This window comes from Actinoplanes solisilvae (assembly GCF_003999975.1).
GTDB classification, from domain to species: domain Bacteria; phylum Actinomycetota; class Actinomycetes; order Mycobacteriales; family Micromonosporaceae; genus Actinoplanes; species Actinoplanes solisilvae.
Genome location: NZ_RJAC01000011.1, coordinates 119,754 through 131,874 on the forward strand (window position 1 = coordinate 119,754; position 12,121 = coordinate 131,874).

Annotated in this window: 11 protein-coding genes; all 11 read left to right on the forward strand. The window is 69.5% G+C overall.

Annotated features, from left to right (window positions below):
• The first annotated feature begins 133 nt into the window (after window positions 1-133).
• The 11 genes from pyrR (at window position 134) to rpoZ (ending at window position 12,006) form a co-directional block, all read left to right on the forward strand.
• Window positions 134-694, forward strand: coding sequence for a bifunctional pyr operon transcriptional regulator/uracil phosphoribosyltransferase PyrR (gene pyrR, locus EER30_RS25855; RefSeq protein WP_127503188.1), 561 nt, complete (start codon window positions 134-136; stop codon window positions 692-694).
• The gene (locus tag EER30_RS25860) at window positions 691-1,614 is read left to right on the forward strand and encodes an aspartate carbamoyltransferase catalytic subunit (RefSeq protein WP_127503189.1); all 924 of its coding nucleotides are present in this window, start codon (window positions 691-693) and stop codon (window positions 1,612-1,614) included. The genes pyrR and EER30_RS25860 overlap by 4 nt, the downstream gene beginning before the upstream one ends.
• Window positions 1,611-2,876 carry a dihydroorotase gene (locus EER30_RS25865; protein WP_127503190.1) on the forward strand — a complete coding sequence of 422 codons (1,266 nt, stop codon included), beginning with the start codon at window positions 1,611-1,613 and terminating at the stop codon, window positions 2,874-2,876. The genes EER30_RS25860 and EER30_RS25865 overlap by 4 nt, the downstream gene beginning before the upstream one ends.
• Window positions 2,876-4,033, forward strand: coding sequence for a glutamine-hydrolyzing carbamoyl-phosphate synthase small subunit (carA, locus tag EER30_RS25870; protein WP_127503191.1), 1,158 nt, complete (start codon window positions 2,876-2,878; stop codon window positions 4,031-4,033). The genes EER30_RS25865 and carA overlap by 1 nt, the downstream gene beginning before the upstream one ends.
• Window positions 4,034-4,035: 2 nt before the next feature.
• On the forward strand, window positions 4,036-7,389 hold the full coding sequence (gene carB / locus EER30_RS25875) for a carbamoyl-phosphate synthase large subunit (protein ID WP_127503192.1): 3,354 nt from the start codon (window positions 4,036-4,038) through the stop codon (window positions 7,387-7,389).
• Window positions 7,386-8,390: a quinone-dependent dihydroorotate dehydrogenase gene (locus EER30_RS25880; protein WP_127503193.1), complete on the forward strand. Its 1,005-nt coding sequence runs from the start codon at window positions 7,386-7,388 to the stop codon at window positions 8,388-8,390. Before carB ends, EER30_RS25880 begins: the two co-directional genes overlap by 4 nt.
• Complete coding sequence (locus EER30_RS25885) at window positions 8,387-9,664, forward strand: adenosylmethionine--8-amino-7-oxononanoate transaminase (RefSeq protein WP_127503194.1); 1,278 nt, start codon at window positions 8,387-8,389, stop codon at window positions 9,662-9,664. Before EER30_RS25880 ends, EER30_RS25885 begins: the two co-directional genes overlap by 4 nt.
• An 83-nt stretch (window positions 9,665-9,747) precedes the next feature.
• A complete protein-coding gene (gene pyrF / locus EER30_RS25890; RefSeq protein ID WP_127503195.1) occupies window positions 9,748-10,578 on the forward strand; it encodes an orotidine-5'-phosphate decarboxylase in 831 nt (276 codons plus the stop codon).
• 185 nt (window positions 10,579-10,763) lie between these two features.
• Window positions 10,764-11,081 carry an integration host factor, actinobacterial type gene (gene mihF, locus EER30_RS25895; RefSeq protein WP_127503196.1) on the forward strand — a complete coding sequence of 106 codons (318 nt, stop codon included), beginning with the start codon at window positions 10,764-10,766 and terminating at the stop codon, window positions 11,079-11,081.
• Between the two features lie 32 nt (window positions 11,082-11,113).
• Complete coding sequence (gene gmk, locus EER30_RS25900; protein ID WP_127503197.1) at window positions 11,114-11,713, forward strand: guanylate kinase; 600 nt, start codon at window positions 11,114-11,116, stop codon at window positions 11,711-11,713.
• A 29-nt stretch (window positions 11,714-11,742) separates the two neighbouring features.
• Entirely contained in the window at window positions 11,743-12,006 is a 264-nt protein-coding gene (rpoZ, locus tag EER30_RS25905; RefSeq protein ID WP_015623990.1) for a DNA-directed RNA polymerase subunit omega, read from the forward strand.
• Window positions 12,007-12,121 lie beyond the last annotated feature (115 nt).

The following is a 12,121-nucleotide window of genomic DNA, read 5'->3' on the forward strand; positions in this document are numbered from 1 at the left end:
TCGGGCACGTCACCATAATCAACGCTGCGTCCACTGGTAACGTAGCGTCAGCCATTGGGGCCGCCCCTCGCGGGGTTGCTCTGTAAGACGTCCTTTAACGACCCGTCCCGTGAGGCGGGGAAGGAGGTCCGCGGTGGCATCGCCACGCGCCGACGCGCCCAGCAAGATCATTTTGAGTGCTTCCGACCTGCAGCGGGTCGTTGATCGCATCGCTCATCAGATCCTCGAGAAGACCTCCGGCGCGACCGGAACCGTCCTTCTTGGAATCCCCACCCGCGGCGTTCCGCTGGCCCACCGGCTGGCCGCCCGCATTCACGCCTTCGAGGGCATCGACGTTCCCGTCGGGTCGCTCGACATCACGCTCTACCGCGATGACCTGCGCCTTCAGGCCACCCGCGCGCTCGGCAAGACCGAGTTGCCCGGCGGTGGCATCGACGGCCGGCGGGTCGTGCTGGTCGACGACGTGCTCTACAGCGGCCGCACCGTGCGCGCCGCTCTCGACGCCCTGAAGGACGAGGGCCGGCCCAGTTCGGTGCAGCTCGCGGTGCTGGTCGACCGCGGCCACCGGGAGCTGCCGATCCGCGCCGACTACGTGGGCAAGAACATTCCGACCTCGCTGGCCGAGAGCGTCCGCGTCTCACTGACCGAGACGGACGGGCTCGACGAGGTCAAACTCACCGGGGGCGACAAGTGATCAAGCATCTGCGCTCGGCCGCCGACCTGGACGCGGCCACCGCCACCCTGATCCTCGACACCGCCGGCGAGATGGCCGCGCTGGCCGGCCGCGAGGTGAAGAAACTTCCGACGCTGCGCGGGCGTACGGTGGTCAACCTCTTCTACGAGGACTCGACGCGCACCCGCATCTCGTTCGAGGCGGCCGCGAAGCGACTGTCCGCCGACGTCATCAACTTCTCGGCCAAGGGCTCCAGCGTGTCGAAGGGCGAAAGCCTCAAGGACACCGCGCTGACCCTGCAGGCGATGGGGGCCGACGCGGTCGTGATCCGGCACCCGGCTTCGGGCGCGCCGCACCGGCTGGCCCAGTGGGTCGACGGCTCGGTCGTCAACGCGGGTGACGGGACTCACGAACATCCGACGCAGGCGCTGCTCGACGCGTACACGATGCGGTCGCGGCTCGGTCGTCTCGACGGACTGAAGGTCGCGATCGTCGGGGACGTGCTGCACAGCCGGGTCGCGCGGTCGAACGTGCTGCTGCTGACCACGCTGGGCGCCGAGATCACGGTCGTGGGGCCGCCGACACTGATCCCGCTCGACCTGGCGGCCGCGCTCTCGCCCGCGACGAAAGTGTCGTACGACCTCGATAGCGTCCTTCCCGACATGGACGTCGTGATGATGCTTCGAGTGCAGACCGAGCGCATGCAGGACTCGTACTTCCCCTCGGCCCGGGAATATAGCCGCCGCTACGGTCTCGACATCGCACGCATGCGCAAGCTGCCGGAGCACGCGATCGTCATGCACCCCGGCCCCATGAACCGCGGCATGGAGATCACCCCCGAGGTGGCCGACTCGTCGCGCTCCACGATCGTCGAGCAGGTCGCCAATGGCGTGAGCGCTCGCATGGCTGTTCTCTACCTGCTCCTGGGAGGCAAGGCATGACCTCATATCTGCTGCGCGGGGTTTCCGTGCTCGGGGCCGCCCCGGCCGATCTGCTGATCCGCGACGGGGTCATCTCCTCCGGCGCGCCGGAGGACGCCGAGATCATCGACGCGGACGGCCTGGTGGCGCTGCCGGGCCTGGTCGACCTGCACACCCACCTGCGCGAGCCGGGCCGCGAAGACGCCGAGACGGTCGAGACCGGGTCCCGTGCCGCGGCGCTCGGCGGCTACACGGCGGTCTTCGCGATGGCCAACACCTCGCCGGTCGCCGACACGGCCGGCGTGGTCGAGCAGGTCTGGCGCCTGGGTCGCGAGGCCGGGCTGGTCGACGTGCAGCCGATCGGCGCGGTCACCGTCGGGCTGGCCGGCAAGCAGCTCGCCGAGCTGGGCGCGATGGCGACCTCGGCCGCGGGCGTACGCATCTTCTCCGACGACGGGCACTGCGTCGCCGACCCGCGCCTGATGCGCCGCGCCCTCGAATACGTGAAGGCGTTCGACGGCATCATCGCCCAGCACGCCGAGGAGCCCCGCCTCACCGAGGGCGCCCAGATGCACGAGGGCGAGGTCAGCACCCGTCTCGGGCTCACCGGCTGGCCGGCCGTCGCCGAAGAGGCGATCATCGCGCGCGACGTGCTGCTGGCCGAGCACGTCGGCAGCCGCCTGCACGTCTGCCACGTCTCGACGGCCGGTTCGGTCGAGGTGCTGCGCCAGGCCAAGGCCCGCGGCGTGCGGGTGACGGCCGAGGTCACGCCCCACCACCTGTTGCTCACCGACGAGCTCGCCGCGTCCTACGACCCGGTCTACAAGGTCAACCCCCCATTGCGTACGGCCTCGGACGTGCACGCTCTGCGCGAAGCACTGATCGAGGGCGTCATCGACATCGTCGCCACCGACCACGCCCCGCACGCCGTGGAGGACAAGGAGTGCGAGTGGGCGTACGCGCGCCCGGGCATGGTCGGTCTCGAGACCGCGCTGCCGGTCGTGCTCTCGGTGCTGGGTGAGCGGTGGGAGCTGATCGCCGAGCGCATGAGCCGCACCCCCGCGCGCATCGCGGGCCTGACCGGGCACGGCACTGACTTGAAGGTCGGTCAACCGGCCAACCTCACGCTGGTGGACCCGTCCGCCCGGCGGGTCGTCGACCCGGCCGAGCTGGCGAGCCGCAGCCGCAACACACCGTACGCGGGCACCACCCTGCCGGGTCGCATCGTCGCGACCTTCCTCCGGGGCGAGCCGACGGTCCTGGACGGGAAGGCTGTTAAGTAATGTCTCAACCCTTTTCCTCTGCAGCACGGCGAAGCCGTTTTGGCAGCTCAGCAATCCTCGTGCTGGAGGACGGACGGACCTTCACCGGTCTCGCCTATGGGGCGATCGGTGAGACGTTCGGTGAGGCCGTCTTCACCACCGGCATGACCGGTTATCAAGAGACGCTGACCGACCCGTCCTATCACCGGCAGGTCGTCGTGCAGACCGCGCCGCAGATCGGCAACACCGGCGTCAACTCCGAGGACGACGAATCCGACCGGATCTGGGTCGCTGGTTACGTCGTGCGTGACCCCGCGCGGCGGCCCTCGAACTGGCGCTCGACCGGTGATCTGGGAGATCGGCTCGCCGCCGAGGGCGTCGTCGGGATCAGCGGGATCGACACCCGCGCCCTGACCCGCCACCTGCGGTCGCGGGGCGCGATGCGGGTCGGTGTGTCATCTGTGGATCTTGACCCGCAGTCGCTGCTCGCTCGCGTGCAGGCCTCGCCGCAGATGGTCGGAGCCGACCTTTCCGCCGAAGTCACGACTTCTGAGCGTTATACGGTCGCGGCCGAGGGCGAGCACCGCTACACCGTCGCCGCGCTCGACCTGGGCATCAAGCGCAACGTCTCGCGCCGGCTCGCCGCGCGCGGGGTCACCACGCACATCTTCCCGGCGTCGTCCTCGATCGAAGACCTGCTGTCGGTCAGCCCGGACGCGGTGTTCTTCTCGCCCGGCCCAGGCGACCCGGCCACCGCGGACGGACCGGTCGCGCTCGCCCGCGAGGTCATGCGCCGCGAGACGCCGCTGTTCGGCATCTGCTTCGGCAGCCAGATCCTGGGCCGTGCGCTCGGCTTCGGCACCTACAAGCTCGGGTATGGGCACCGCGGCATCAACCAGCCGGTGCTCGACAAGACCACCGGCAAGGTCGAGGTGACCAGCCACAACCATGGATTCGCGGTCGACGCGCCGCTGAACACCGTGATCGACACCGACTTCGGCGGCGTCGAGGTCTCGCACGTCTGCCTCAACGACAACGTGGTCGAGGGCCTGCGTGGCCTCGAGGTCCCCGCGTTCACCGTCCAGTACCACCCCGAGGCCGCCGCCGGCCCGCACGACGCCGACTACCTGTTCGACCGGTTCGTCGAGCTGGTGGAGTTCTCCGGGAAGAAGGGCTGATCATGCCGAAGCGTGAAGATCTCAAGCACGTGATGGTGATCGGCTCCGGTCCGATCGTCATCGGCCAGGCCTGCGAGTTCGACTACTCCGGCACCCAGGCGTGCCGCGTGCTGCGGGCCGAGGGCATCCGCGTCTCGCTGGTCAACTCCAACCCGGCCACGATCATGACGGACCCCGAGTTCGCCGACGCCACCTACGTCGAGCCGATCACCCCGGAGTTCGTCGAGCTGATCATCGCCAAGGAACGCCCCGACGCGATCCTGCCGACGCTGGGCGGCCAGACCGCGCTGAACACCGCGGTCGCCCTGCACGAGAACGGCGTCCTGGAGAAGTACGGCGTCGAGCTGATCGGCGCGAACATCGACGCGATCCGCCGCGGCGAGGACCGGCAGCTGTTCAAGGACATCGTGGCCAAGGCCGGCGGCGAGACCCCGCGCTCGCGCGTCTGCCACTCGATGGACGAGGTCCGCGCCACCGTCGGCGAGCTGGGCCTGCCGGTCGTCATCCGCCCGTCGTTCACCATGGGCGGGCTCGGCTCGGGCATGGCCCACAACGACGACGACCTCGAGCGGATCGCCGGCGCCGGCCTGACCGCCTCCCCGGTGCACGAGGTGCTGATCGAGGAGAGCGTGCTCGGCTGGAAGGAGTACGAGCTCGAGCTGATGCGCGACAAGCACGACAACGTCGTGGTCGTCTGCTCGATCGAGAACGTCGACCCGATGGGCGTGCACACCGGCGACTCGGTGACCGTCGCCCCGGCCATGACGCTCACCGACCGCGAATACCAGAAGCTGCGCGACCTCGGCATCGCCGTGTTGCGCGAGGTCGGCGTGGACACCGGCGGCTGCAACATCCAGTTCGCGGTCAACCCGGCCGACGGCCGCCTGGTCGTCATCGAGATGAATCCGCGCGTGTCGCGCTCGTCGGCGCTGGCCTCCAAGGCGACCGGCTTCCCGATCGCGAAGATCGCGGCCAAGCTGGCCATCGGCTACACGCTCGACGAGATCCCGAACGACATCACCCTGAAGACGCCGGCCGCGTTCGAGCCGGCCCTCGACTACGTCGTCGTGAAGATCCCGCGGTTCGCGTTCGAGAAGTTCCCCGGCGCCGACCCCGAGCTGACCACCACGATGAAGTCGGTCGGCGAGGCGATGTCGCTGGGCCGCAACTTCGCCGAGGCGCTGAACAAGGCGATGCGCTCGCTGGAGACGTCGGCGGCCGGCTTCTGGACCGCGCCCTCGTTCGAGACCGCCGAGGCGGCACTCGAGGCGATGCGCATCCCGCACGACGGCCGGCTCTACACGGTCGAGGCCGCGCTGCGGCACGGCGCGACCGTCGAGCAGGTCTTCGAGGCCAGCGGCGGCATCGACCCGTGGTTCCTCGACGAGATCAAGGCCCTGGTCGACCTGCGCGCCGAGATCATCGACGCGCCGGTGCTCGACGAGGAACTGCTGCGCCGGGCCAAGCGCTCGGGCCTGTCCGACAAGCAGCTCGCCGCCCTGCGGCCCGAGCTGGCCGGCGAGGACGGTGTGCGGACCCTGCGCCACCGGCTCGGCGTCCGACCGGTCTATAAGACCGTCGACACGTGCGCGGCCGAGTTCGAGGCGAACACGCCCTACCACTACTCGACCTACGACGAGGAGACCGAGGTCGCGCCGTCCGACCGGCCCAAGGTGCTGATCCTCGGCTCGGGTCCGAACCGCATCGGGCAGGGCATCGAGTTCGACTACTCGTGTGTGCACGCGGTCATGGCTCTGCGCTCCACTTCTGTTCCCGGGTTTTCCGGCGAAGCCGGTGAGGCTGGCTCAGGCTTCGAGACCGTCATGGTCAACTGCAACCCCGAGACGGTCTCGACCGACTACGACACCGCCGACCGGCTCTACTTCGAGCCGCTGACCTTCGAGGACGTCCTCGAGGTCTACCACTCCGAGGACTCGTCCGGCCGCGCGGCCGGCGGCCCGGGCGTGGTCGGCGTGATCGTGCAGCTCGGCGGTCAGACCCCGCTCGGCCTGGCCAACCGGCTCAAGGCGGCCGGCGTCCCGATCGTGGGCACGTCGCCCGAGTCGATCGATCTGGCCGAGAACCGTGGGCTGTTCGGCGCGGTGCTGGCCAAGGCCGGTCTGCGCTCGCCCGACCACGGCACGGCGACCAGCTTCGACGAGGCCAAGGGCATCGCCGACACGATCGGCTACCCGGTCCTCGTACGCCCGTCGTACGTGCTCGGTGGCCGCGGCATGGAGATCGTCTACGACGAGCCGACGCTGAAGGGCTACATCGAGCGGGCCACCCAGATCTCGCCGGACCACCCGGTGCTGGTCGACCGGTTCCTCGACGACGCGATCGAGATCGACGTGGACGCGCTCTGCGACGCGACCGGTGAGGTCTACCTCGGCGGCGTGATGGAGCACATCGAGGAGGCCGGCATCCACTCCGGCGACTCGTCCTGCTCGCTGCCGCCGATCACCCTGGCCGGCTCGCACCTGGCCGAGGTGCGCCGCTACACCGAGGCGATCGCCCGCGGCGTCGGGGTGCGCGGCCTGCTCAACGTGCAGTACGCGTTGAAGGACGACACGCTCTACGTGCTCGAGGCCAACCCGCGCGCCTCGCGGACCGTCCCGTTCGTCTCCAAGGCGACCGCGGTCCCGCTGGCCAAGGCGGCCGCCCGCATCATGCTCGGCGCCACCATCGCCGAGCTGCGGGCCGAGGGCATGCTGCTGGCCGACAGCGACGGCGGCACGGTGCCCGAGAACGCGCCGATCGCCATCAAGGAGGCGGTGCTGCCGTTCAAGCGGTTCCGCACCCCGGCCGGCCAGGGCGTCGACAGCCTGCTCGGCCCCGAGATGAAGTCGACCGGCGAGGTGATGGGCATCGACGCCGGCTTCGGTCAGGCGTTCGCCAAGTCGCAGGCCGCGGCGTACGGGTCGCTCCCCACCGCCGGCAAGATCTTCGTCTCGGTCGCCAACCGCGACAAGCGGGCGATGGTCTTCCCGATCAAGCGGCTCGCCGACCTCGGCTTCACGATCGTCACCACGGCCGGCACCGGCGAGGTGCTGCGCCGCTACGGCGTGGTCTGCGAGATCGTGCCCAAGCACTTCGAGAGCCCCGGCAAGAACGCGGTCGAGCTCATCCTGGCCGGCGAGATCGCGATGATCATCAACACGCCGCAGGGGTCGGGTGCGAGCGCCCGTTCCGACGGGTACGAGATCCGCAGCGCGGCGGTCACCGCCGACATCCCGAGCATCACCACGGTGCCGGGCGCGGCGGCCGCGGTCATGGGCATCGAGGCGCTGATGCGCGGCGACATGACCGTACGGCCCCTGCAGGAGCTGCACGCGGTGCTGCGAGGCACGAGGTGACCTTGTTCGAGTCCGCCGTCCGGCCGGTGCTGTTCCGGCTGGGCGGCGGGGACGCCGAGACCGCCCACGAGTTCACCCTCGCCCGCCTGGCCGGGCTGCCCGGTCCGGTGCGGTCCGCGTTGAAGGCCCGATACGCGGTCGACGCTCCGGTCGAGGCCTTCGGCGTGCGCTTCCCCAACCGGGTCGGCCTGGCCGCCGGGATGGACAAGAACGGGTTGGCCCTGCGGGCCTGGCCGGCCCTCGGGTTCGGCTTCGTCGAGGTCGGCACGGTCACCGCGCACGCGCAGCCCGGCAACGACAAGCCGCGCCTGTTCCGCCTGCGCGACAGCGAGGCGATCATCAACCGGATGGGCTTCAACAACGCCGGCGCGGCCGCGCTGGCGGCCCGGCTCAAGCAGCTCGGCCCGATCGGCGTACCGCTGGGCATCTCCCTCGGCAAGTCGAAGGTCACGCCGCTGGAGAAGGCGGTCGACGACTACCTGACCTCGCACCGGCTGCTGCACCCCTACGCCGACTACATCGCGGTCAACGTGTCGTCGCCGAACACGCCGGGCCTTCGTACGCTGCAGGACAAGTCGGCCGTCGCCGACCTGCTGGCCGCGCTGGTCGGGCCGAAACCGGTGCTGGTGAAGATCGCCCCCGACCTCACCGAGCCGGCGATCGCCGAGCTGCTCGAGGTCTGCCTCAGCCACGGCGCGGCCGGCGTGATCGCCACGAACACGACGCTCGATCGGGACGGGCTGGCCGCGGCCGACCAGCCGCGCGCGGTCGAGGCGGGCGGGCTCTCCGGGTCGCCGCTCACCGAGAAGGCCCGCAAAGTGGTCCATTTTGTTCATACCGAGACCGCCGGACGGCTGCCGATCATCGGAGTGGGCGGGATCATGGAGGCCGACGACGCGACCCGGCTGCTCGACGCCGGCGCCTCGCTTGTGCAGCTCTACAGCGGGTTCATCTATCGAGGTCCGGCCCTGGTACGGGCCGCGGCGCGGGCGCTCCGATGAACACCGGGCGGGCGGCGGCCCTGATCGCCCGCGACCGGCAGCACGTGTGGCATCCGTACGGCCCGATGCCCGGCCGGTCTGAGCCCTACCTGGTCGAGAGCGCGGAGGGCGTACGGCTGCGCCTCGCCGACGGCCGGGAACTGATCGACGGTATGTCCTCGTGGTGGGCCGCGATCCACGGATACCGGCACCCGGTGCTCGACGCCGCGCTGGCCGAGCAGGCCGGGCGGATGAGCCACGTGATGTTCGGCGGGCTGACGCACGAGCCCGCGATCGAGCTGGCGACCACATTGGTGGATCTTGCGCCGGACGGGTTGGAGCACGTCTTCCTCTGCGACTCGGGCTCGGTCGGCGTCGAGGTCGCGATCAAGATGGCGTTGCAGGCCCAGCTCGCCCTCGGGCGCCCCGGCCGGCGGCGGCTGGCCACGTGGCGTGGCGGCTATCACGGCGACACGTTCCACCCGATGAGCGTCTGCGACCCGGACGGCGGCATGCACTCGCTGTGGACCGGCGTGCTGCCCGCCCAGGTCTTCGCCGGGCCCCCGCCGGCCGACTTCGATCAGGCGTACGCCGATGAGCTCGCCGACATGGTGGCGAAGCACTCGGACGAGATCGCCGCGGTGATCGTCGAACCGGTCGTGCAGGGCGCCGGGGGCATGCGGTTCCACCATCCGGAGTACCTGCGGGTGCTGCGCGAGGTCACGGCGGCGCACGGCATCTTCCTGATCTTCGACGAGATCGCGACGGGCTTCGGGCGTACGGGGGAGTTCTTCGCGGCCTCGCACGCCGGGGTGAGCCCCGACATCATGTGCGTGGGCAAGGCCCTCACCGGCGGCTATCTGACGATGGCGGCGACGCTGTGCACGCCCGAGGTGGCGTCGGCGATCTCGTCGGGCGCCGGTGGCGGGCTCATGCACGGCCCGACGTTCATGGGCAATCCGCTGGCGTGCGCGGTCGCCAACGCGTCGCTGGGACTGCTGCGCACCGGCGAGTGGGCCGATCGCGTCCGAGTGATCGAAAACGGTCTCAGGGCGGGCCTGGAGCCGTTGCGGGCCGCCCCCGGTGTGGCCGATGTGCGTGTGCTCGGCGCGATCGGCGTCGTGCAACTGGACCACGAGGTCGACATGGCCAAGGCCACCGCCGCGGCCGTCGAGGCGGGCGTGTGGCTGCGACCCTTCCGCGACCTGATCTACACCATGCCGCCGTACGTCACGGGTCTCTCGGACGTCGAACGGATCACCGCCGGCATCGCCGCCGCGGTGTCGGCGACCTGACCGAGCACTTGACCGCCGGCCGGGCGGCGGGGCCGTCGCCGCCTGACTGATCACCTGACTGATGACACAGAAGTGGAGCCCCCATGGAGACCTTCGGCAAGCGCCTCACGGACGCCATCGAGAAGCGGGGCCGGCTGTGCGTCGGGATCGATCCGCATGCCGCCCTGCTGGCCAGGTGGGGGCTCTCCGACGACGTCGCCGGCCTGGAACGCTTCGCCCGTACGGTGGTCGAGGCACTGGCCGATCGGGTGGCGGTTCTGAAGCCGCAGTCGGCCTTTTTCGAGAGATTTGGGTCACGTGGCGTCGGAATTCTTGAGTCAACTATCCGACAGTCTCGGGAGGCCGGCGCGCTCGTCCTTCTCGATGTGAAACGCGGCGACATCGGCTCGACGATGGCCGCGTACGCGAGCGCGTACCTGGATCCAGCGAGTTCGCTCCGTGCTGACGCGATTACTGTGAGTCCCTATCTCGGCGTCGGTTCGTTGCAGCCGGCGTTCGACGTCGCGGCCGAACACGGCGGCGGCGTGTTCGTTCTCGGTCTGACGTCCAATCCGGAGGGACGCTCGGTCCAGCATGCCGTCGCAACGGACAAAAGGACCGTGGCGCAGACCGTAATCGACGAGATTTCCCTGCTCAACAAGGGTTTTGAGCCCCTCGGCAGTTACGGCCTCGTAATCGGAGCGACGATCGGCGATACGGGCCACGATCTGTCCCGAGTGAACGGTCCGCTGCTCGCTCCGGGGCTCGGCGCGCAGGGTGCGACCCCCTCCGACCTGCGATCTGTCTTCGGCGAAAGCCTGCGCAACGTGCTGCCGTCGTACTCACGCGAAGTTCTCACGGCGGGACCCGGCGTGGTCGAACTGCGGGCCGCCGCAGACCGTGCGCTGGACGAATGCAGGGCCGCTCTCGGGTGAACCGGCCCTGCTTATCAGGGTCTGGGGGATCGGGTTCGGGGGTACCCCCACGTTGCCGAAAGCGCCGTTGACCGCTAGTTTTCCCGGCGCCGGGAACCACATGCCCCTTTGGTTCCCTGGCACACCACGTTTCACAGAAGCGCCGGTATTGGACTACCGCCGCGATAGGGACCTGAGGAGAACTGGTGCCGCTCCCGTCACTGAGCCCCGAACAGCGCAAGGCTGCGCTGGAGAAGGCCGCGGAAGTTCGCAAGGCTCGGGCTGAGCTGAAGGAACAGCTCAAGTCCGGCAAGACCACCCTCGCCGCCGTGCTTGACCGCGCGGAGGGCGACGAGATCGTCGGCAAGCTGAAGGTTTCGGCCGTGCTTCAGGCGCTGCCGGGCATCGGCAAGATCCGGGCGACGCAGATCATGGAGAAGCTCAAGATCGCGGACAGCCGTCGGCTGCGCGGTCTCGGCGACCAGCAGCGGAAGGCCCTCCTGGGGGAGTTCGCTGCGAACTGACTCAGGGGCTCGTGTTGAATGAGCCTGTGAGCATGGATGACGACGCGCGCCCGGCAGCCCGCCTCACGGTCCTTTCCGGCCCCTCCGGGGTCGGGAAGGACAGTGTGATCGAGCTGATCCGGGCGCGCTCGCCTTGGATCAAGCTGTCCGTGTCGGCGACGACGCGGAAGATGCGCGACTACGAGACCGAAGGCGAGCACTACCACTTCGTGACTCGTCAGGACTTCCAGCGACTGATCGACGGCGGTCAGTTGCTGGAGTGGGCCGAGTTCGCCGGCAACCTCTACGGCACCCCCCGGGCGCAGGTCGAGGGCTGGCTCGCGCAGGGCCGGCCGGTCCTCCTGAAGATCGACCTGAACGGCGCCCGCCAGATCCGCGCGATGATGCCCGAAGCGCAGCTCGTCTTCCTGGCCCCGCCCAGCGTCGAGGAACTCCGCCGCCGCCTGGTCGGCCGGGGCACCGACGACGAGGAGACGATCCGCAAGCGGCTCAAGCACGCGGACGAGGAACTGGCCGCCGAGAAGGAGTTCGACCGCACGGTCGTCAACGACTTCGTCGAGCGGGCCGCCGATGAGCTGGTAGGATTGCTCGGTTCGTCGTTTCTGACACCGGCGCAAGCCCCTGAGCATTAAGCCCTAGCGAACAGAAGGAATTGAAAACTGTGGGAACCATCGCGAACCCCGAAGGCATCACCAACCCGCCGATCGACGAGCTGCTCGACAAGACCTCGTCGAAGTACTCGCTGGTGATCTTCGCGGCTAAGCGTGCCCGTCAGGTCAACGCCTACTACAGCCAGCTCGGCGAGGGTCTCCTGGAATACGTCGGCCCGCTGGTCGAGACCACGCCGCAGGAGAAGCCCCTCTCGATCGCGATGCGCGAGATCAACGCCGGCCTCCTGACCGCCGAGGCGACCGACAACCCCTGATCCGGGGTTCGTCCGCGACTGTCCGAAGATCCCGTGTCCCACGTGCTGGGGGCGCGGGATCTTTGCTGTCCGGGAGTTGTCCACAGCCTTCGAGGGTGTGATCCACCTCCGGTCC